Consider the following 21,737-nt stretch of genomic DNA (forward strand, 5'->3'; position numbering starts at 1 on the left):
GACGCCCGCAGGGCGGCGCGCTACTTCTCGGGGATCAGCCCCCTTGGACTGAACCGCAGCACCAGCAGCAACACCACCCCCATGGTCAACAGCCGCATATGCGCGGCACTGTTCAGCAGATGGGTCTTCAACCCGCTGCCATCGGCCATGCCGGCGGTGATCACTTGCATCAACCAGAGCCCCAAGGGCTCCACCTGGACCCAGAGGAACCAGATCAGCATCGCGCCGAGGATCGAGCCGAAGTTGTTGCCGGAGCCGCCCACGATCACCATCACCCAGACCAGGAAGGTGAACCGCAGCGGCTGGTAGGTGCCGGGGGTCAACTGCCCGTCAAGCGTGGTCATCATCGCCCCTGCCATACCGCAGACCGCCGAGCCGAGGATGAAGATCTGCAGGTGCCGGCGGGTGACGTTCTTGCCCATCGCCTCGGCTGCGATCTCATTGTCGCGAATGGCCCGCATCATCCGGCCCCAGGGCGATTTCAGCGCCATCTGGCTCAGCCAGAGAAGCACCACCAGCACCACCAGGAACAGCAGCGAATAGCCAAGCTTGACGTAGAGCGTCGAGGCGGTCACCGGGTCGAGCCCGAGGTTGGCCGCGCCCTGCACGAAGCCTGGATCGTTCTGCAGGTTGATCTCATAGGGCAGGGGCCGCGGCAGGCCGACGATGTTCTTCACCCCACGGGCCAGCCAGTCTTCGTTCTTCATCACGGCGATGATGATTTCGGCGATGCCCATGGTGGCGATCGCCAGATAATCCGAGCGAAGCCCCAGGGCGGTCTTGCCGATGATCCAGGCCGCCCCGGCGGCCAGAACCCCGCCCGCCGGCCAGGCCAGCATCACCGGCAGGCCGAGGCCGCCGATATTGCCGGCACCGGCGGGATTGTTGCTCTCGACCACCTCGACACCGCCGTCGAAGACCCAGCGATAGACAAAGAAGCCGATCACCAGAATGGCCAGCACGGCAAAGCCGCGATTGCGTCCCTTCGGCATGTGCTTGTAGGCGGCGACGGCGGCGGCGACGGTCAGCGCCCCCAGCACCAGCCCGGCCAGGATGCGCCAGGCGCCACCCAGACCCCAGGCGCCCGCAACCGGCGGTTCCGACACCAGCACCACGGCGAGGCCGCCAAGCGCGACAAAGCCCATGATGCCGACGTTGAACAGCCCGGCGAAGCCCCATTGCAGGTTCACCCCCAAGGCCATGATCGCCGAGACCAGCCCCATGTTGAGGATCAGCAGTGCGGTGCTCCAGCTCTGCAGGAAGCCGGTGATCACGATCAACGCGCCCACCAGCAGGAAGAGCAGGGTATTCTTCACGCTCTCGCTCATACCATTTTCCCCCGGAAAAGGCCGGTCGGCCGGAACAGCAGGACGATCAGAAGGATGACGAAGCTGACCGCGAATTTGTAATCGGTGCTCAGAAGTTGGACCAGACCGTCAGGCGCCCAGCTTTCCGGCAACAGATAGGTCAGCACCTTCTTCCAGGCATAGGTGACGGTCACCTCGGAAAAGGCGATGACGAAACCGCCGGCGATGGCGCCGATCGGATTGCCGATACCGCCGACGATGGCCGAGGCGAAGATCGGCAGCAGCAACTGGAAGTAGACGAAGGGCTTGAAGCTCTTGTCGAGCCCATAAAGCGTGCCCGCCACGGTCGCCAGCGCTGCGACGATGATCCAGGTATAGGTGACGACACGTTCCGGGTTGATCCCCGACAGCAGCGCCAGATCCTCATTGTCGGAATAGGCGCGCATCGACTTGCCGGTGCGGGTCTTGTTCAGGAACCAGAACAGCAGCGCCACGGCGATCACCGCCACCACCACGGTGATGCCCTGGGTGGTCTTGATCGACAGGCCTTCCTGCAGGCCGGTCATGGCCTTGAAGTCGCGGGCCGAGATGATGAAACGCGCGCCATCGGCAAAGTTCTGGTCGTCGGGTCCGATGACCAGGCGCACCAGCCCCTCCATGATGAACATCACCCCGGTCGAGACGATGACCAGGATCATCGGCTTGGCCTTCTGTTCGCGGTAAAAGCGATAGACCACCCGATCGGTCAGCAGCAGCAAGGCGACGCAGCCCAGGATGCCGAGCGGCAGCGCCAAGAGCGCCGTCGGCAGCGGCCCCAGGGTGATGCCCTTGGCCTGCATCCACCAGGTCACAAGAATGGTGATCATGGTGCCGAAGGCCATGGTATCGCCATGGGCGAAGTTCGAGAACCGCAGGATGCCATAGATCAGCGTCACCCCCAGCGCGCCGAGCGCCAGTTGCGAGCCATAGGCGAGGCCGGGGATGAGGACGAAATTCGCCAGCGCGACGATTGCATTGAGAAAATCCATCGCTCAGCCCCCCAGGAACGCTTGCCGGACTTCGGGATCGGCCAGAAGCTGTTTCCCGGTGCCGGTATAGGCATTGCTGCCCTGCACCAGGACATAGCCGTGATCAGCGATCTCCAGCGCCTGACGGGCGTTCTGTTCCACCATCAGGATCGGAATGCCGGTGCGGGCGACCTCGATGATGCGGTCGAACAGCTCGTCCATCACGATCGGGCTGACCCCGGCGGTGGGTTCGTCCAGCATCAGCACCTTGGGCCGGGTCATCAGCGCCCGGCCAACCGCCACCTGCTGACGCTGACCGCCCGACAGTTCGCCCGCGGCCTGCTTGCGCTTGTCCTTCAGGATCGGGAACAGGTCATAGACCTGGGCCATGGTGTCGCGGAAATCGTCACGGCGGATGAAGGCGCCCATTTCCAGGTTCTCCTCCACCGTCATCGAGGTGAAGATATTGTTGGTCTGCGGCACGAACCCCATGCCCTTGACCACCCGGTCCTGCGGGTTGAGATCGGTGATGTCCTCGCCATCGAGCCGGACCGAGCCCTTGTGCAGATCCAGCATGCCGAAGATCGCCTTCATCGCGGTGGACTTGCCGGCGCCGTTCGGCCCGACGATCACCGCGATCTCGCCGCGGTTCACCGCGATGGTGCAATCATGCAGGATATCGGGCCCCTTGCCATAGCCGCCGGTCATGCTGTCGCCGATCAGAAAGGCGCTGCCGGTATCCATTGCGTGCTCGGTGCCGGGATGAGAGCCAAGCTCTCCGATCCCATGCAGGTTGACGATGCTCTGGTCGTTGTTGCCGCGGTCGTCGTAGGTGCTGCCGCTCATCGGCGTCCCCGCGTACTTTGTCGTCTGGTCATGTTTATCCCCATCGGAACGCTATTGTGTCGTTCTCTTGTCTGTTCTTATCCCCCCGGGACGACGTCCCGGGATGGCGCCCGCACCGATCAGGCGCCGATCATCTCCTTGTTCTTCAGCCCGGTGCCCAGATAGGCCTCGATCACATGCTCGTTGGCCTTGATCTCGGCCAGCGTGCCCTGCGCCAACACCTTGCCCTCGGCCATGCAGATCACCGGATCGCAAAGGCGTTCGATGAAATCCATGTCATGCTCGATCACCACAAAGGTATAGCCGCGCTCCTGATTGAGGCGCTTGATCGCATCGGCGATGGTATAGAGCAGCGTCCGGTTCACCCCGGCGCCGACCTCGTCCAGAAAGACGATCTTGGCGTCGACCATCATGGTACGGCCGAGTTCAAGGAGCTTCTTCTGCCCGCCCGAGATCTCGCCGGCCTTGAGGTCAGCGATATGGCCGATGGTGAGGAAGTCCAGCACCTCATCGGCCTTGGCCCTGAGCGCGCGTTCCTCATCGGCGATGCGTTTGCGGCCGAACCAGGTGTTCCACAGCGTCTCGCCCGACTGGCCTCCGGGCACCATCATCAGGTTTTCCCGGCAGGTCATCGAGGAGAATTCATGTGCGATCTGGAAGGTCCGCAACAGACCCTTGTGGAACAGATCATGCGGCGGCAGCCCGGTGATATCCTCGCCCTGCATGGTGACCCGCCCCGAGGTGGGCGCCAGCACGCCGGCGATGACATTGAAGAGGGTGGTCTTGCCGGCGCCGTTCGGTCCGATCAACCCGGTGATCGACCCTTCGGCAATGGTCAAACTGGCGCCATCCACAGCGTGGAATCCGCCAAAGTGCTTGTGTACGTCTTCTACGACGATCATGTTTTTCCCCGTCTCGCCGCTGTTCTTTTGGCGCGGCTTGTTGGTTGGATCAGCCCGGCTGCACGCACCCGGGCTGATCTTAATTCAGATCGGTGATCCGATCAGCGGAACTTGACCGTGACTTCCTTGCCGTCCTTGAAGGTGATCTCGCGATAGTTGCCGGCGCTTTCGCCCGGGCCGATCAGCTCCACCGCGGTGGCGCCGACATAGTCGATGTCACCGCCCTTGCTCAGGATCTCGATCGCCTTGGCCAGCTCGCCCGGGAAGATCTGCTCGCCCGGGGCGTTGGCGACATCCATCACCTTGTCCTTGTAGACCTGCGGATCGGTGCTGCCGGCAGCCTGCATCGCCAGCATGATCAGCGCCGCGGCGTCATAGCTTTCCTTGGCGAAGGGGCCGGTGGCGTTGAACTTGTCGCCGACCATCTTCTCGAAGCTCGCAGCACCCGGGCTGTCCGACCCCGGCACTTGGCCCATCGAGCCGTCAAGCTCGCCCTTGAACTTCTCGGTCAGCGTGTCCGACACCATGCCATCGACGAAATGGAAGGTGTCGAAGGCCCCGCTGTCGAGCGCCCCGCGCACGATGCCCGAACCGCCGCCATCGACGTAGCCCGCCACGACCAGACGGTCACCGCCGGCGGCAGCCAGCGCGCCGACTTCGGCCGAATAGTCCGCCTTGCCATCCTCATGGGCGGCGCTGATCGTCACGGTGCCACCGGCGGCCTTAAAGGCTTTCTCGAAACTGTCGGCCAGCCCCTTGCCATAGTCGTTGTTGGTATAGGTGACGGCGACGCTCTTGACGCCTTCTTCCATCAGGATGTCGGACATGACCTGGCCCTGACGGGCGTCGGAGGGGGCGGTGCGGAAGAACAGCCCGTTGTCTTCGATGGTCGACAGCGCCGGCGAGGTCGCCGAGGGAGAGATCATCACCACGCCGTTCGGCACGGCCACGTTCGACAGGATCGCGGTGGTCACGCCGGAACAGTCGGCCCCCATGATGCCGGCGATACCATCCGAGGTCACCAGACGTTCGGCCGCGGCGGTGGCGGCACCGGCGTCGATGCAGGTGGAGTCCGCGCGCACCGGCGTGACGGTGGTCCCGTTCAGCAGCGTGCCGGCGGCATTCACCTCGGCAATCGCGAACTCCGCCGCCGCCGCCATATCGGGCGTGATCGACTCGAGCGGCCCGGTGAAGCCCAGGATGATGCCCATCTTGACCTCTGCCGCAGAGGCGGCACCCGCCATAAGTGCAGTCGCGGCCGTGGCCATAAGCAGCTTTTTCATTGAGTTACTCCCTTGTTGGAACGTCATGTTCTGATCAAATCCTAGGCAAGCTCTTTGCAAAAGAAAAGCACTATCCTGCCTGCGTGGCGTCAGGGAAACGACCGCTGCAATCGCCCCGCGCAGGGGGGGCGCAGGCCATCTAATTCGGCCGTCAAATCCACGTCAATGCGCATAGGCGATCGTCGCCTTCAGGGCCCCGCGCGCGACCTGTTTTGGGGCGCGATCACGAAAATTCTAAAATTCTCACCTGGCGCTAAATCTTCTGGAATTTCAGGAAACCCGTTCCTCGGGACAAAACGTGAGGAAATTTCCGGATGATCGGTCGCGCACAAAATCCACCGAAAACGGCCGCACCAAGGATGGAAATGCGAAAAAATCGTCCCATGGGCTTGCCCAACTTGAGACTGGGAAAGGCTGGTAGATTTCCGATCCGGCGGGACCGTGCAAGAGCGCCGAGCGAGGCACGACATGGGGTGAAAATTCCGAAGAAACAAATCACTCGTTACGAAACAGCGCATCCGAATCCTTTTGATGCGGAAGTAATCGGCGTGATTTCAAATATAGCAAGGAAAGGTGACAATTGTCTAATTTGATTTCTGTTCACTTTGACATGAGAGCCAAAGATTAGGCCAAATCGCCTTGCTCGGGAGGCCTGTCAGATCGACAAACGCGCCTCGCCCTGAGTGCCGCGTTCCCGATAGGGTGTCGTATTATAATGCGCCCGGTAACATTTCGAGAAATGCGACGGGCTGGCGAAACCACAGGCCAGCGCCACGTTGATCACGCTCATGTCGGTCTGCATCAACAGGTTGCGGGCCTTCTGCAGCCGAAGCTCCATGTAATAGCGCTTGGGTGAGCGGTTCAGATAGCGGCGAAACAGCCGCTCGAGCTGGCGGGTCGACATGCCGACGTCCCGGGCCAGAATCGCCGGGCTGATCGGCTCCTCGATGTTCCGCTCCATCATCTGGATCACCTGGCTCAGCTTGGGATGCCGCACACCGATGCGGGTGGGCACCGACAACCGCTGAGTGTCCTGATCGGTGCGGATCGAGGAATAGATCAACTGATCGGCCACCGCATTCGCCAGCTCTTCCCCCCAATCGCTGGCAATCAGTTTCAGCATCAGGTCGATCGAAGAGGTGCCGCCGGCGGTGGTGATCCGGTTGCCGTCGATCACGAAGACCGACTTGTTCAGATCGACCTCCTCGAACTCCTCCAGAAAGCTGTCGGCATTCTCCCAATGGATAGTGGCACGCTTGCCGTCCAGCAGCCCGGCCTTGGCCAGCGCATAGCCGGCGGTGCAGAGCCCGCCCATCACCATGCCGCGCCGCGCCTCGCGCCGGAGCCAGGACAGCAGCTTGGGAGTGGTCGCCGCCTGGACGTCGATACCGCCACAGACCAGCACGGTGTCGTCGCGCTGAAGAATCTCGAGACCGGCGTCGAGCTTGAAGGTGGTGCCGGCCGAACATGTCATCTCCTCGCCGCCTTCGCCGATCAGCAGCCAGGTATAAAGTTCCATCCCCGCCATCCGATTGGCGATCCGCAGACATTCCAGAGCCGAGGCGAAGGACAGCAAGGTGAAGCGATCCAGCAGCACGAAGACGAAGCGGCGGCTCGATCCCGACTTCGGGAGGCTGACGACAACTGGACGTTGCTCTGGCATGGTGGTCTTCCTGAATTCTCGGACCCTGGCGCGCCTTCTTGGCGAGGCGCCTCCGGGCCTGTCCCTGCAGCTCACCTTGGGCGGAGCTTGATTGCGGCGTCAAGTGCCGCAAATGGCTTATGGCATCTGCCCCCTGCCTTTTGTATAGACCCCCCCTGAAAAGCTGTGCGAAGATCCCGACCGGAGGAGACCCGAGCGATGACCGACTGGAGCAAATCGACCTGGCGCGCCAAGCCGCGCGTCCAGATGCCTGACTATACCGACCCGCAGGCGCTTCACGCGGTCGAGGCGCAACTGGGGAAATATCCTCCGCTGGTCTTCGCTGGCGAGGCGCGGCGGCTGAAAACCCATCTCGGCGCCGCCTCGCGCGGCGAGGCCTTCCTGCTGCAGGGCGGCGATTGTGCTGAAAGCTTTGAACAATTCAGCGCCGACAGCATCCGCGACACCTTCAAGGTCATGCTGCAGATGGCGATGGTGCTGACCTATGGCGCCAAGGTGCCGGTGATCAAGCTGGGCCGCATGGCCGGCCAGTTCGCCAAGCCGCGCTCGGCTCCGACCGAGGTGATCGACGGTGTCGAACTGCCCAGCTATCGCGGCGACATCATCAACGATCTCGCCTTCACCCCCGAGGCGCGGATCCCGGATCCGACGCGCATGCTGCAAGCCTATACCCAGGCGGCGGCGACGCTGAACCTGCTGCGCGCCTTTTCCACCGGCGGCTATGCCGATGTGAACCAGGTGCATTCCTGGATCCTCGGCTTCACCGAAAGCGAAAAGGCGACGCGCTATCGCGAACTGGCGAGCCGGATCACCGACACGCTCGATTTCATGCGCGCCGCCGGCGTCAACCGCGACACCGCGCATACGCTGCAGTCGGTGGAATTCTACACCAGCCATGAGGCGCTGCTGCTGGAATATGAAGAGGCGCTGACGCGGCAGGATTCCACCTCGGGCAACTGGCTGGCGGGGTCCGGTCATCTGATCTGGATCGGCGATCGCACCCGGCAACCCGATGGCGCCCATGTCGAATATTGCAGCGGCGTGCTGAACCCGATCGGGCTGAAATGCGGCCCCTCGATGACCGCCGAGGATCTGAAGCGGCTGATGGCCAAGCTGAACCCGCAGAACGAGGCCGGCCGGCTGACCCTGATCACCCGCTTCGGTGCCGGCAAGGCCGGCGATCACCTGCCGCGGCTGATAAAGACGGTGCAGGAAGAGGGCGCCAATGTGGTCTGGGTTTCCGACCCGATGCACGGCAATACCATCAAATCCTCGACCGGCTTCAAGACCCGGCCCTTTGACGCGGTGCTGCGCGAGGTGCGCGATTTCTTCGCCATCCATGCCGCCGAGGGCACCGTTCCGGGCGGTGTGCATTTCGAGATGACCGGCCAGGATGTCACCGAATGCACCGGTGGCCTGCATGCGTTGCAGGAAGAGAACCTCTCGGATCGCTATCACACCGCCTGCGATCCGCGGCTGAACGCCAGCCAGTCGCTGGAACTGGCCTTCCTGGTGGCCGAGGAACTGAGCCGCCTGCGCGACGGCCGGGTCGCGGCACGCGCCGCCGGCTGAGCGCCGGGCCGGAGGCGCGGCTGCGCTGCAAAGCCTCCGGCGGGCCTATTTCAGCAAAGACGAAGCAGGGGGCGAGCCGTGACCGCGGCCGCCCCCGTCTTCTTTGCAAAGATGCTCCCAGGGGGGAGCGCCGCCGGAAATGCCGCCTTCGGGGCAAGTCGCCGTGTCGGAGCTATTTCACCAGCCGCAGATGAGCGCCGGTTTCGGCATAGGCGGCTCTCGGCTCGGCGAAGCCCTCAGGCGCGGATTGAGCGGGGGCCGCCGGGCCTGCCGGGCGGAGCGCCGCGCCGGGCGTCGCCCGCAGCAGGCGATCGGAGACTTCGAACCGGCAGGGCAGGCTTCTGCAGGCCGGATCGGCCACGATGACACCGAGCGCGCGGGCGATCTCACCCTCATCCGTGGTCAGCGGCAGCAGCAAAAGCCGGCCTTCGCCCATCGGGTGCCCGCCGCCGCGCGACAGGGAAAGCCGCAATTCCGCCACATTCGGGGTCGAGAAGACCCGTTCGAGCGTGCTGCCCGCCTCGACCCGGGCGCCATCGGCGAAAAGCGCCGTGAAGGGCAGGCCACGCACATCCATGCCGGCCAGATCCTCCAGCACCTGCCCGGCAAGCCGGAACCGGGCGACGCGCGGCGCCACCCGTTCGAGGATGAAGGTGTGATCGAGGATATTCGCCAGACCGCGCGGGTCGATCTGGCTGCGGCGAGGCAGGCTGTCCGGACCACAGAGCGCAAGCCAGTAGGCTTCGGCCTGGCGCAGGGGTGACAGGCTCTGACCGCGACGGAACTGCTGCAGAGGGACGACATTGCTGTCGCCCTGGTGCAAAGAGACCTGAGGAAAATCTCGCATCGGCTGCCACCTCGGTTGCGGCGCGGGCCGGGCCGTTGCGGGCCCGGCGCCAGGGAAAAGGTCGATCGTTACTGCCACCCCGGGGTAAACCGGAATTGGTTACTTCGCCGTTAATTTGACACATTTCAGCTCAAATTTGGAGCGTTTCCTTAAGCCCTGGTTAACAACGATCCGTTGACGCAGGGGAAACAGCTGCGGCGGCTCCCGATATGCCGGCGTCGGGGCGGGAGCTGGGGCAGGGGGGCTTGCCCTGCCAGGCCGGTTGGCATTACCTGCCCACAACATGGACAAAGCGATGACAAGGGGCGCAAGCGCATGATCAGATCGATGACCGGATTTGCTTCGGCCAAGGGAGAGCGTGCGCCTTTCACCTGGGGGTGGGAGCTGCGCAGCGTCAACGGCAAGGGGCTTGATCTGCGTCTCAGGGTGCCGGATTGGCTGGATGGGCTGGAGACCGCCCTGCGCGCCGATCTCTCTAAGGTACTGGCGCGTGGCAATGTCACCCTGTCGCTGCGACTGACCCGCAGCGACTTTGCCGCCAACGCCGTTCTGAACCCGGGGCTCCTGACCGCTGCGCTCGATGCGCTAGCGCGGATCGAGGCCGAGGCCCAGATGCGCGGCGTCGATCTGGCGCCGTCGCGGGCGAGCGATCTGCTCTGCCTGCGCGGAATGATGGAAGCCGGCAGCGAGGCGGAGGATTACAGCGCGCTGGTCAGCCAGCTCAAGGCCGAGCTTCGGCCGCTGATCGCCGCCTTTCTCGAAATGCGCCGCGCCGAGGGCAAGGCGCTGGAGAAGCTGTTGCGCGGCCAGCTCGATCAGGTGGTGATCCTGGTGGGCGAGGCGGCCACGCTGGCCGAGGCGCGCAAATCCGCAATGGCGGACACGCTGCGCGCCAATCTGGCCCGGGTGCTCGACAATATCGACGGCGCCGATCCCGACCGGGTGGCGCAGGAGCTGGCGCTGATCGCGGTCAAGGCCGATGTGACCGAAGAACTCGACCGGCTGCGCGCCCATGTCGAGGCGGCGCGCGAACTGCTCGACAACGGCGGTGCGGTCGGCCGCAAGCTGGATTTCCTGATGCAGGAGTTCAACCGCGAGGCCAATACGCTCTGTTCCAAGTCGCAGAATTCCGATCTGACCCGGGTAGGGCTCGACCTCAAGGCGGTGATCGACCAGATGCGCGAGCAGGTCCAGAATGTCGAATGACGCGGGCCGCATCGTGCCCCAAATGACCCAGAAGGAGATCTGAGATGGCTGACCGTCGCGGATTGCTGATCATCCTGTCCTCGCCCTCGGGCGCGGGGAAATCCACCCTGGCCAAGCGGCTGCGCGCCTGGGACCCTTCGATCGTGTTCTCGGTCAGCGCCACCACCCGGCAGCCCCGCCCGGGCGAGGTCCACGGCACCGATTACCATTTCATGACCGAAGCCCAGTTCAAGGCCCATGTCACCGACGACGGTATGCTGGAGCATGCCCATGTCTTCGGCAATTTCTACGGCTCGCCGCGCGGGCCGATCGAGGCCGCGATCGACCGGGGCGAGGATGTGCTCTTCGACATCGACTGGCAGGGGGCGCAGCAGATCCGCAACTCGGCGCTGGGGCAGCACACGCTGTCGATCTTCCTGCTGCCGCCCTCGATCGCCGAGCTGCGGCGCCGGCTGATCAGCCGCGGCCAGGACGATGCCGATACCATCGGCCGCCGGATGCAGAAAAGCTGGGACGAGATCAGCCATTGGGGCAGCTATGATTATGTGCTGATCAATGACGATCTGGACCGGACCGAGGAGCGGTTGAAGACCATCATCACCGCCACCCGGCTGCGCCGCATCCAGCAACCGGGGCTGACCCTGCATGTGCGTGCCCTGCAATCGGAATTCGAGGAGGAGAACGAATGACCATCTATGCCCTGGGCGATGACGCCCCGCAGATCGACGCCGACACCTGGGTCGCCCCCGATGCCAATCTGATCGGCAAGGTGGTGATGGAGCCCGGATCCTCGGTCTGGTTCGGCTGCACCATCCGCGCCGATCACGAGGAGATCCGGATCGGCGAGGGATCGAACGTGCAGGAAGATTGCGTCATGCACGTGGATGCGGGCTATCCGCTGACCATCGGCAAGGATTGCACCATCGGCCACAAGGTCATGCTGCACGGCTGCACCATCGGCGACGGCTCGCTGATCGGCATGGGGGCGACGGTGCTGAACGGCGCCAAGATCGGCAAGAACTGCCTGATCGGCGCCGGTGCGCTGGTGACCGAGGGCAAGGAGATCCCCGACAACTCTCTGGTCATGGGCGCGCCGGGCAAGGTGGTGCGCGAGATCGGCGAGGATCACGCCAAGCGGATGCGGCTGGGGGCGCTGCATTATCAGGACAATATGCGCAAGTTCCGCGACACCATGAGGGCAGTCGAATGACACGCAATTCCAAAGGGTCGCTGGTGCGGCCCTTTTCCCTGCCAGACAGCGCCAGCCGCCCGGTCGTCACCCCGCTCAGCCCCTCGGTCGTCTATGCCAGCGACACGCCGGACGCGCTGGACGATCAATATGAGGGCCGCGTTCACGGCTATACCTATTCGCGCGAAGGCCACCCGAACGCCGATGTGGTATCGCAACGGCTCGACGCGATGGAAGGCGGGCAGGGCGGTGTCCTGACCGGCTCCGGCATGTCGGCGGTGAGCGCGGTGCTGCTGGGGCTGCTCAAGTCCGGCGATCACGTCATCGGCGGCAATCAGCTTTACGGCCGATCGCTGCGGATGATGAAGGAGGATCTGCCGCGTCTGGGCATTGCCACCTCGCTGGCCGATCCCTGCGATATCGCGGCGGTCGCGGCCGCCATTCGCCCGGAAACCCGCCTTGTGCTGATCGAGGTGGTGTCGAACCCGACCTTGCGGGTGGCCGATCTGGACGGGATCGCCGCGCTTTGCCGTGACAAGGGCATCCTGCTGGCGGTCGACAACACGTTCACCACGCCGAAGGCGATCCGGCCCTTCGATCATGGTGCCGATATCGTCATCCATTCGGTGACCAAGCTGCTGTCGGGCCATTCCGACGTGATGCTGGGCTATGTCGTCGCCCGCGACCCCGAGATCACGGCGCGGCTCAGGGTGTTTTCGGTCACCGCCGGCCTCACCCCCAGCCCGTTCGACTGCTGGCTGGCCGAACGCGGCATGCTGACCTTCGATCTGCGGTTCGACCGGGCCCAGGCGACTGCCGCGGCGCTGGCGGATCATCTGGCCGGGCTCGCCGGGGTCAAGCGGGTGATCTATCCGCTGCGTCCCGATCATCCCGATCACGCGCGCGCACAGGCGCTGCTGAACGAGCGGGGCTGCAACATGGTCAGCTTCGAGCTGGAGGGCGGGCGGGCTGCCGCCAATGCCTTCACCCGCGGGGCGGAAGGGCTGTGTTTCGCGCCGACGCTGGGCGATATCGGCACCACGCTGTCGCATCCCGCCTCCTCCTCGCACCGGGCACTGACCGAGGCGGAGCGCGCCGCGCTCGGCCTGTCGGAAGGGTTCTTCCGCGTCTCCGTCGGGCTGGAAGAACCCGAGGCGCTGAAATCCATCTTCTCTGAGGCCGTCGCCGCGGCGCTTGCCGCATCATAGTTACATTGATGCGGCAGGGTGCCCGGACGACTCCGGGGAGGGAGACTAAATGCTGAACGATCTGATTTCCGATTTCCTCGCGGCAATGCCATTGCCGGCGCTGCTGGTGGACCAGTCCGAGCGCATCATCGCCGCCAATGCCGAGGCGCTGACGCTGCTCGGCCAGCAGATCATCGGCCGGCACTTCGCCACCATCCTGCGCCAGCCGCAGGTGCTGGACGCGATCGAGGCCGGCCTGCGCGACAAACGCCCGCACACGGCGCGGCACCTGTCGAACGACGGCGCGCAGGACACCACCTATGACGTCACCTGCCGCTATGTTCGCGGCATCGGCGCAGTGCAGGGCGGGGCCGTGCTGGTCAGCTTTCAGGACGTTACCCATCTGGAACAGGCCGGGCAGATGCGCCGCGACTTCGTCGCCAACGTCAGCCACGAGCTGCGCACGCCGCTGACCGCGCTGATGGGCTTCATCGAAACCCTGCGCGGCGCCGCCAAGGACGACCCGATTGCCCGCGACCGCTTTCTGGGCATCATGGAGGGCGAGGCGAGCCGGATGAACCGGCTGGTCGGCGACCTGCTGTCGCTGAACCGGGTCGAAAGCGACGAAAGGGTGCGGCCGAAGGAACAGGTCAACCTGACCCAGACTTTGGAAGACACGCTCCATACCCTGCGCCCGCTGGGCGAGGAGGCCGGCGTGGTGCTGCATCTGACCGCGCCTGAAGAGGATGTCGAGGTGACGGGCGATCCCGACCAGTTGAGGCAGGTGTTCACCAATCTGGTGGAGAACGCGATCAAATACGGCGCCTCGGGCGGGCGGGTCGATCTGGTGCTGACCTCTTCCGAGCGCGATCCGGCGGTGCGGGCGGCGGCCGCACGGGTGCAGGTGATCGACAAGGGGCCGGGAATCGATCCCGTCCACCTGCCGCGGCTGACCGAACGATTCTATCGCGCCGACAACCATCGGTCACGACAGCTTGGCGGAACCGGCCTGGGGCTGGCGATCGTCAAACACATCGTCAACCGCCACCGCGGTCGCCTGCGGGTCGAAAGCGAGCTGGGGCAAGGTGCTGTTTTTACGGTTATTTTACCGAAGTAACCGGACTTGTCCCTCAGTTGTCGCAGAAATCTAGACAACCATAAGTCATTTTCCATGCGCGATTTTCTGGTTCGAAGCGGCGGCACACCCCTCGTTTGTCATCTAACTGTTACATGTACGTCACAAAAGGCACATGCTGCCTCTCTAGGAGATGCGGCAAGATCATCATGGGGGTGATCGCTTTTGACCTTACCCAAGGAGACAGACATGTCCTTTGTGAAACTGACGGTTTCCGCGCTGGCTCTCGGCGCCGTTTCGGCCACCGCTGCCGCCGCTCGCGACCAGGTGCAGATTGCCGGTTCCTCGACCGTGCTGCCCTATGCGTCGATCGTCGCCGAAGCCTTCGGCGAAAACTTCGACTTCCCGACCCCGGTCGTGGAATCGGGCGGTTCGTCGGCCGGCCTCAAGCGCTTCTGCGAAGGCGTCGGTGAAAACACCATCGACATCGCCAACGCGTCGCGCAAGATCAAGGACAAGGAAATCAAGGCCTGCGCCGACGCCGGCGTGACCGACATCATGGAAGTCCGCATCGGCTATGACGGCATCGTCTTCGCCAGCGACATCAACGGCAACAAGTTCGAATTCACCCCGGCCGATTGGTACAAGGCGCTGTCGGACAAGATCGTCGTCGACGGCAAGATCATCGACAACCCGAACACCACCTGGAAAGACGTGAACCCGGCCTTCCCGGCGCAACCGATCCAGGCCTTCATCCCCGGCACCAAGCATGGCACCCGCGAAGTCTTCGAAGAGAAGGTGATCCTGGCCGGCTGTGAAGAAACCGGCGATTTCGCCGCCTTCGCCGCCGCCAATGGCGACGACAAGAAAGCTGCCGAGAAAGCCTGTATCGCCCTGCGCACCGACGGCAAGTCGGTCGACATCGACGGCGACTACACCGAAACCCTGGCCCGCATCGACTCCAACAAGGATGGCATCGGCGTCTTCGGCCTGGCCTTCTACGAAAACAACACCGACAAGCTGCAAGTCGCCACCATGTCGGGCATCGTTCCGTCGACCGCGACCATCGCCTCGGGTGACTACCCGGTGTCGCGCCCGCTGTTCTTCTACGTGAAGAAAGCCCACATCGGCGTGATCCCCGGCCTGAAGGAATTCGCTGAGTTCTTCGTCTCCGACGAGATCGCCGGCCCCGATGGCCCGCTGGCTGCCTATGGCCTGGTCTCCGATCCGGAGCTGGCCAAGACCCAAGAGGCCGTGGCCGATGAAGTCGTGATGGGCGGCAATATGTAATTGCCCCCTGGGACCGGGACGGCGCCTGCCGTCCCGGTCCTTCTTGTTGTTCCCGAATTTTCGCCCGCCTCGATTGGAGCCCTTGATGCCGACCCTCTGGCTCGTTGTCTTCGTCCTCGCGCTTGCCGCCCTCGGATTTCTGGCCGGACGCGCCCGCGCCCTGCACAGTGCCGGCGGCAATGTCCGCGACCTTCATTCCCTTCCGAACTATTACGGCGCAAACGTCCTGCTGACGACCTTGGTGCCGGCACTCCTCGTGCTTGCCTTGTGGCTGCTGGCGCAGCCGATCATCGTCGACAATCAGGTGTCGAAGCTGATCCCGGCGCAGGCGATCCCGGAAAGCTCGACCCGCGGCCTGGTGATGAGCGATGTCCGCCGTGTCGCCGAAGGTCTTGATATCGCCGTCGATCAGGGGGCGCTGAGCGAGACCGAGGCGCGCAACATCCGCACCGAGTTCACCGACCTGCGCGGCCGCCTGGGCGAGCTGGGCGTGGCGCTCGGCTCCGACGTGCGGCCCGAGGTCCTGTTGGCGGCGCAGCACTATCGCGCAATCAACGCCACCGGGCATCTCGCCATGGTGATCGTCGTCAGCCTGCTGGCGCTTGGCGGCTTCGGCTTTGCCTGGCTGCGCACCGACAAGGATTTCCGCGCCCGCAACGTGGTCGAAAAGGGCCTGCTGGCGCTGCTGGTACTGGCGGCCTCGCTGGCGATCCTGACCACCATCGGCATCGTGCTGTCGATGTTCTTCGAGACCATCAACTTCTTCAAGCTGCACAGCTGGGTGGATTTCTTCTTCGGCAGCACCTGGGCGCCGAACTTCCGCGGCGACAGCGAGCTTTCGATCCTGCCGTTGCTCTGGGGCACGCTCTATATCTCCTTCATCGCGCTTCTGGTGGCGGTGCCGGTCGGGCTCTTCGCCGCCGTCTACCTGTCGGAATACGCCAACGGCCATGTCCGTGCCTTCGCCAAGCCGCTGCTGGAGATCCTGGCCGGCATTCCCACCATCGTCTACGGTCTCTTCGCGCTGCTGACGGTGGGGCCGGCGCTGGTCAGCATCTTCGGCAACGGGCCCGAAGGGCTGCTGGGCGTCGACTGGATGTCCGGGGCGACCTCGGTGCTGACGGCGGGCCTGGTGATGGGCATCATGCTGATCCCCTTCGTCTCCTCGCTGTCGGACGACATCATCAACGCGGTGCCGCAGGCCATGCGCGACGGCTCGCTGGGTCTTGGCGCCACCAAATCCGAAACCGTGCGCCAAGTGGTGCTGCCGGCGGCGCTGCCGGGGATCGTCGGCGCCATCCTTCTGGCCGCCTCGCGCGCCATCGGTGAAACCATGATCGTGGTGATGGGCGCCGGCGCGATCGCCAAATTCTCGCTCAACCCGCTGGAATCGATGACCACGATCACCACCCGGATTGTCAGCCAGTTGACCGGCGACACCGATTTCGCCAGCGCCGAGACGCTGGTCGCCTTCGCCCTCGGCATCACGCTGTTTGTCCTGACGCTGGGGCTGAACGTTCTCGCGCTCTATATCGTGCGCAAATACCGGGAGCAGTACGAATGACCGATATCAGCCACCAAGGCTCCACGCCGCGCAAACACGGCGAGACGCTGCTGAAGCTGACCGCCCGGACCAAACGACGCAACGCCGCCGAACGCCGGTTCCAGGCCTATGGCATCGCCGCCATCGGGGTCGGGCTGGTGATGCTGGTGATCCTGGTCTTCAACATCGTCGGCAACGGCTACAGCGCCTTCACCCAGACCTTCATCACGCTCGATGTCACCCTCGACGCCACCAAGCTCGACAAGAAGGGCAGCCGCGATATCGAGGAGATCAAGAAGGTGTCGACCTTCGGCTATGCGCCGCTGATCCAGAAAGCCTTCGAGGCCAAGGTGAACGCGCTGGGGCTGAAGAGCGGGCTGAAATCCAAGGATATGGCAGAATTGCTGTCCAAGGGTGCCCCGGCGCAACTGCGCGACTATGTGATCGAACATCCCGACCAGATCGGCCAGACGGTCAGCTTCCGCTTTTTCGCCAACAGCCGGGTCGATGGCTACATGAAAGGCCGGGTGTCGCGCCAGAGCATCGAGAACGACAAGAACATCTCGGCCGCGCAGCTCGACTTCGCCGACCAGCTGATCAAGGCCGGGGTGATCAAGAAGTCCTTCAACCCGTCTTTCATCTTCGGCTCCGACGCCTCTGACCAACGCCCCGAGGCCGCCGGGATCGGGACGTCGATGCTGGGATCGCTGTTCATGATGCTGGTGGTGCTGGCGCTGTCGCTGCCGATCGGTGTGGCCGCCTCGATCTTTCTTGAGGAATTCGCCCCCAAGGCCTGGTGGACCGATGTGATCGAGGTGAATATCTCGAACCTCGCGGCGGTGCCCTCGATCGTCTTCGGGATCCTCGGGCTGGCGGTCTTCATCAACTACATGCACCTGCCGATGTCGGCGCCGCTGGTCGGTGGCCTGGTGCTGACGCTGATGACGCTGCCGACCATCATCATCTCGACCCGCGCCGCGCTGAAGGCGGTGCCGCCCTCGATCCGCGACGCGGCGCTGGGGGTAGGGGCCTCGAAGATGCAGGCGGTGTTTCACCACGTGCTGCCGCTGGCCGCACCGGGCATCCTGACCGGCACCATCATCGGCCTGGCGCAGGCGCTGGGGGAAACCGCGCCGCTGCTGCTGATCGGCATGGTGGGCTTCATCGCCTCCAACCCGCCGGACAGCATCGCCGCCGGCCTGCTGGCGCCGAACTCGGCAATGCCGGCACAAATCTATGAATGGGCGAAACGGGCAGACCCGGCCTTTTATGAGCGGGCCTGGGGCGGGATCATCATCCTGCTGGTCTTCCTGGTCACCATGAACACCCTGGCTGTCATCCTGCGCCGCCGTTTCGAGCGCCGCTGGTAAGAGGTATAGGAAAGAGCCATGTACGATATCGCAACAACGGAGAAGACCGTGGAGCAGCAGGTTACGAAGATCTCGGCGCGCAATGTTCAGGTCTATTATGGCGACAGCCATGCGATCAAGGACGTCAACGTCGATATCGAGGACAAGACGGTGACCGCCTTCATCGGCCCGTCGGGCTGCGGCAAGTCGACCTTTCTGCGCTGCCTGAACCGGATGAACGACACCATCGACATCTGCAAAGTCAAGGGAGAGATCCTGCTCGACGGCGAAAACATCTACGACCCGAAGGTCGATCCGGTGCAGCTGCGCGCCAAGGTCGGCATGGTGTTCCAGAAGCCGAACCCCTTCCCGAAGTCGATCTATGACAATATCGCCTATGGGCCGCGCATTCACGGGCTGGCCCGCAACAAGGCCGAATTGGACGAGATCGTCGAGAAGAGCCTGCGGCGCGGCGCCATCTGGGAAGAGGTCAAGGACCGGCTGGACGCGCCCGGCACCGGGCTGTCGGGCGGTCAGCAGCAGCGGCTGTGCATCGCCCGCGCCATCGCGACCGAACCCGAGGTTCTGCTGATGGACGAGCCCTGTTCGGCGCTCGACCCGATCGCCACCGCCCAGGTGGAGGAATTGATCGACGAGCTGCGGCAGAGCTATTCCGTGGTGATCGTCACCCACTCGATGCAGCAGGCCGCGCGCGTCAGCCAGAAAACCGCCTTCTTCCACCTCGGCAATCTGGTCGAGTTCGGCGAGACGGGCCAGATTTTCACCAACCCCATCGACCCCCGGACCGAGAGCTATATCACCGGGCGGATCGGGTAAGCGAGACAGGACAAGACATGCCGGAGCAACATATCACCAAGGTCTTTGACCGGGATCTTGAGGGCATTCAGGCCCGCATCATGAAAATGGGTGGTCTCGTCGAGGAGGCCATCCTCGAATCCGCAAGTTCGCTTGAGGCGCGCGACGTCGAGCAGGCCGAAAAGGTCCGCGCGGGCGATGCCGCCATCGACGATCTGGAGGTGATGATCAACGAGGAAACCGCACGCCTCCTGGCGCTGCGGGCCCCCACCGCAGGCGACCTGCGGCTGGTGCTGACGGTGATGAAGATCAGCGGCAATCTCGAACGCATCGGCGATTACGCCAAGAACATCGCCAAGCGCACCGGCGTGCTGACGCAACTGCCGCCCGTCAACGGTTCGACCGCCTCGCTCAGGCGGATGGCGCGCGAGGTCGAGCTGATGCTCAAGGACGCGCTCGACGCCTATATCCAGCGCGACGTCGAGCTGGCCAAGGACGTGATCGAACGCGACCGCGAGGTCGACCAGATGTACAACGCGCTGTTCCGCGAATTCCTCACCTTCATGATGGAAGACCCGCGCAGCATCACCGCCTGCATGCATCTGCATTTCATCGCCAAGAATATCGAGCGCATGGGCGACCATGTCACCGGCATCGCCGAACAGGTGATCTATCTGGTGACCGGCCAACGCCCGGAAGAGACCCGTGTGAAAGCTGACGACACCTCTGTCAGCGTACTGGAGGGATAAGATGGCGGCGGATCAGCCGACAGTTCTAGTGGTCGAGGACGAACTGGCCCAGCGGGAGGTACTGGCCTATAACCTCGAAGCCGAAGGTTTCCGTGTTCTGAAGGCGGAAAACGGGGAAGAGGCGCTGCTTCTGGTCGAGGAGGATGCTCCGGATATCATCGTGCTCGACTGGATGATGCCGAACCTCTCGGGGATCGAGGTCTGCCGGCGGTTGAAAACCCGGCCGGAGACGCGGGGCATCCCGATCATCATGCTTTCGGCGCGGTCGGAAGAGGTCGACAAGGTGCGCGGACTGGAGACCGGGGCGGACGATTACGTCGTCAAACCCTATTCAGTGATCGAGCTGATGGCGCGGGTGCGCAGCCAGCTGCGCCGGGTGCGCCCCTCGACCGTGGGGTTGAGGCTGGAGTTCGAGGATATCGTGCTCGACGCCGAGACCCATAAGGTCAGCCGCTCGGAAAAGCCGCTGAAACTGGGGCCGACCGAGTTCCGGCTGCTGTCGACCTTCATGGAGAAACCGGGTCGGGTCTGGTCGCGCGAACAGCTGCTGGACCGGGTTTGGGGCCGCGATATCTATGTCGATACGCGAACGGTCGACGTGCATATCGGCCGGTTGCGCAAGGCGCTGACCCAGCACGGTGGCGAGGACCCCGTCCGCACCGTCCGCGGCGCAGGGTACGCATTGGGGTGAGGCGCGCCCGGAAAACGGTCCAGTGGACCGTTTTCAGCGCCGAACGGGCGTAGCCCCGGGGTAAGCCCCGGGGGTACGCCCCGTCTTGGAAACACTCCGGGGGAGTGTTTCAGGAGCGAACGGGCGTCGCCCCGGGGATGGCCGCGCTGTCCCGCCCAGCCTTTCCAACCTCATGAACAGGTCCCCGTCGGAGCCTCCGGCGGGGATATTTTCAGCTAGAAAAAGGGCGCTGCGCGGTACCCTTTGCCGGAGGCTTGCGACGGCTCAGCGCGGCAGCAGATCCTCGGGCTGGGCCTGGGTCGCCAGCCAGTCGCGGAAGAGGCTGAGCGGCCGGTGGCGGGCCTTTTCCTGTGGCCAGACCAGATAATAGGCGCCCTGCATCTCGACCGGAGGGCCGCAAGGCGCGATCAGCCGGCCCGAGGCCAGATCCTGTTCGGCCAGATAGTCGGGCAGCAGCGCCACGCCCAGCCCGTGCAGCGCCGCCTGGATGATGGCGGAGAACTGGTCATAAACGGTGCCCGGCACCGCGCCGGAGCTGGCGACGCCCTTCAGCGCGAACCATTCCTGCCAGGCGCGCGGGCGGGTCTGGATGTGCAGGAGCGGCATGCTGAGAAGCGCGCGGGGATCGCCGCTGGCGCGCCCCTGCCAGAGACCCGGCGCGCAGACCGGCAACATCTGTTCGAACTTCAGCAGCATCCGTTCGGTGCCCGGCCAGTCGCCGCTCCCGAAATGGATCGCGGCATCGAAGGGTTCGCTGGCGAAGGCGAAGGGATGCAGCCGCGTCGACATGTTGATGGTGACCTCCGGGTGGGCGCGGGCGAAATCCGGCAGCCGCGGCATCAGCCAGCGCATGCCGAAAGACGGCAGGATGGCGAGGTTCAGCGCGCCACCGGCCTGCGGCACCTGCAGCCGCATCGAGGCCTGGGCGATCTGATGCAGGGCAGGGCGGATCTCGGCCACATAGTCCCGCGCGGCGGGCGTCAGCGTCAGCCGCTTGCGGCTGCGCTGGATCAGCTCCACCCCCATCTGGGTTTCCAGCGTCTGCAGCTGCCGGCTGACCGCACTTTGGGTCAGGCTCAGCTCCTCCGCCACGGCGGAGGCAGAGCCGAGCCGGTCCAGCGCCTCGAGGGCGCGGAGCGAGGCGATCGAGGGGAGGAATCGGCGTGGCGCAATCATGTATGCGGTTTACTCATGAAACCATGCGAATGTCTTGCT

20 protein-coding genes are annotated in these 21,737 nt (G+C 64.2%); 12 read left to right on the forward strand and 8 right to left on the reverse strand.

Annotated features, from left to right (window positions below):
- Positions 1-20: 20 nt before the first annotated feature.
- The 6 genes from ACN0V4_RS10780 to ACN0V4_RS10805 all read right to left on the reverse strand — a co-directional run bounded on the left by ACN0V4_RS10780 (position 21) and on the right by ACN0V4_RS10805 (position 7,008).
- On the reverse strand, positions 21-1,328 hold the full coding sequence (locus ACN0V4_RS10780; RefSeq protein WP_417675899.1) for a branched-chain amino acid ABC transporter permease: 1,308 nt from the start codon (positions 1,326-1,328) through the stop codon (positions 21-23).
- A complete protein-coding gene (locus ACN0V4_RS10785) occupies positions 1,325-2,335 on the reverse strand; it encodes a branched-chain amino acid ABC transporter permease (protein ID WP_417675901.1) in 1,011 nt (336 codons plus the stop codon). The genes ACN0V4_RS10780 and ACN0V4_RS10785 overlap by 4 nt, the downstream gene beginning before the upstream one ends.
- 3 nt (positions 2,336-2,338) lie before the next feature.
- The gene (locus ACN0V4_RS10790) at positions 2,339-3,160 is read right to left on the reverse strand and encodes an ABC transporter ATP-binding protein (protein ID WP_417675903.1); all 822 of its coding nucleotides are present in this window, start codon (positions 3,158-3,160) and stop codon (positions 2,339-2,341) included.
- 119 nt (positions 3,161-3,279) lie between these two features.
- A complete protein-coding gene (locus ACN0V4_RS10795; RefSeq protein WP_417675905.1) occupies positions 3,280-4,062 on the reverse strand; it encodes an ABC transporter ATP-binding protein in 783 nt (260 codons plus the stop codon).
- A gap of 101 nt (positions 4,063-4,163) precedes the next feature.
- A complete protein-coding gene (locus tag ACN0V4_RS10800; RefSeq protein ID WP_417675907.1) occupies positions 4,164-5,345 on the reverse strand; it encodes an ABC transporter substrate-binding protein in 1,182 nt (393 codons plus the stop codon).
- A 655-nt stretch (positions 5,346-6,000) separates the two neighbouring features.
- Entirely contained in the window at positions 6,001-7,008 is a 1,008-nt protein-coding gene (locus ACN0V4_RS10805; protein ID WP_417675909.1) for a GlxA family transcriptional regulator, read from the reverse strand.
- 198 nt (positions 7,009-7,206) lie between these two features.
- Here ACN0V4_RS10805 and ACN0V4_RS10810 point away from each other — a divergent pair, with 198 nt between their 5' ends.
- The gene (locus ACN0V4_RS10810) at positions 7,207-8,580 is read left to right on the forward strand and encodes a class II 3-deoxy-7-phosphoheptulonate synthase (protein WP_417675911.1); all 1,374 of its coding nucleotides are present in this window, start codon (positions 7,207-7,209) and stop codon (positions 8,578-8,580) included.
- A 172-nt stretch (positions 8,581-8,752) separates the two neighbouring features.
- Here the strand turns inward: ACN0V4_RS10810 and ACN0V4_RS10815 are convergent, their stop codons facing one another.
- Positions 8,753-9,427, reverse strand: coding sequence for a PAS domain-containing protein (locus ACN0V4_RS10815; protein ID WP_417675913.1), 675 nt, complete (start codon positions 9,425-9,427; stop codon positions 8,753-8,755).
- Between the two features lie 315 nt (positions 9,428-9,742).
- Between ACN0V4_RS10815 and ACN0V4_RS10820 the strand changes: the two genes are divergently transcribed.
- From ACN0V4_RS10820 to phoB, 11 genes are all read left to right on the forward strand, one after another.
- Complete coding sequence (locus tag ACN0V4_RS10820) at positions 9,743-10,633, forward strand: YicC/YloC family endoribonuclease (RefSeq protein ID WP_417675915.1); 891 nt, start codon at positions 9,743-9,745, stop codon at positions 10,631-10,633.
- Positions 10,634-10,677: 44 nt separating this feature from the next.
- On the forward strand, positions 10,678-11,322 hold the full coding sequence (gmk, locus tag ACN0V4_RS10825; protein ID WP_417675917.1) for a guanylate kinase: 645 nt from the start codon (positions 10,678-10,680) through the stop codon (positions 11,320-11,322).
- A complete protein-coding gene (locus ACN0V4_RS10830) occupies positions 11,319-11,843 on the forward strand; it encodes a gamma carbonic anhydrase family protein (protein ID WP_417675919.1) in 525 nt (174 codons plus the stop codon). Before gmk ends, ACN0V4_RS10830 begins: the two co-directional genes overlap by 4 nt.
- A complete protein-coding gene (locus ACN0V4_RS10835) occupies positions 11,840-13,030 on the forward strand; it encodes a trans-sulfuration enzyme family protein (protein ID WP_417675921.1) in 1,191 nt (396 codons plus the stop codon). Before ACN0V4_RS10830 ends, ACN0V4_RS10835 begins: the two co-directional genes overlap by 4 nt.
- Before the next feature lie 49 nt (positions 13,031-13,079).
- Entirely contained in the window at positions 13,080-14,126 is a 1,047-nt protein-coding gene (locus ACN0V4_RS10840) for a sensor histidine kinase (RefSeq protein WP_417675923.1), read from the forward strand.
- A 207-nt stretch (positions 14,127-14,333) separates the two neighbouring features.
- Positions 14,334-15,374: a substrate-binding domain-containing protein gene (locus ACN0V4_RS10845; RefSeq protein WP_417675925.1), complete on the forward strand. Its 1,041-nt coding sequence runs from the start codon at positions 14,334-14,336 to the stop codon at positions 15,372-15,374.
- Positions 15,375-15,459: 85 nt separating this feature from the next.
- Positions 15,460-16,938: a phosphate ABC transporter permease subunit PstC gene (gene pstC, locus ACN0V4_RS10850; protein WP_417675927.1), complete on the forward strand. Its 1,479-nt coding sequence runs from the start codon at positions 15,460-15,462 to the stop codon at positions 16,936-16,938.
- A complete protein-coding gene (gene pstA, locus ACN0V4_RS10855) occupies positions 16,935-18,287 on the forward strand; it encodes a phosphate ABC transporter permease PstA (RefSeq protein WP_417675929.1) in 1,353 nt (450 codons plus the stop codon). Before pstC ends, pstA begins: the two co-directional genes overlap by 4 nt.
- Positions 18,288-18,305: 18 nt before the next feature.
- Entirely contained in the window at positions 18,306-19,103 is a 798-nt protein-coding gene (gene pstB, locus ACN0V4_RS10860; RefSeq protein WP_417675931.1) for a phosphate ABC transporter ATP-binding protein PstB, read from the forward strand.
- Positions 19,104-19,120: 17 nt separating this feature from the next.
- The gene (gene phoU, locus ACN0V4_RS10865) at positions 19,121-19,831 is read left to right on the forward strand and encodes a phosphate signaling complex protein PhoU (protein WP_417675933.1); all 711 of its coding nucleotides are present in this window, start codon (positions 19,121-19,123) and stop codon (positions 19,829-19,831) included.
- Between the two features lies 1 nt (position 19,832).
- Entirely contained in the window at positions 19,833-20,522 is a 690-nt protein-coding gene (phoB, locus tag ACN0V4_RS10870) for a phosphate regulon transcriptional regulator PhoB (RefSeq protein ID WP_417675935.1), read from the forward strand.
- Between the two features lie 264 nt (positions 20,523-20,786).
- Here the strand turns inward: phoB and ACN0V4_RS10875 are convergent, their stop codons facing one another.
- On the reverse strand, positions 20,787-21,698 hold the full coding sequence (locus tag ACN0V4_RS10875; protein WP_417675937.1) for a LysR family transcriptional regulator: 912 nt from the start codon (positions 21,696-21,698) through the stop codon (positions 20,787-20,789).
- Positions 21,699-21,737 lie beyond the last annotated feature (39 nt).

The sequence above is a fragment of the Pseudodonghicola sp. genome (assembly GCF_048268305.1).
In the GTDB taxonomy this organism is placed as follows: Bacteria; Pseudomonadota; Alphaproteobacteria; order Rhodobacterales; family Rhodobacteraceae; genus Pseudodonghicola.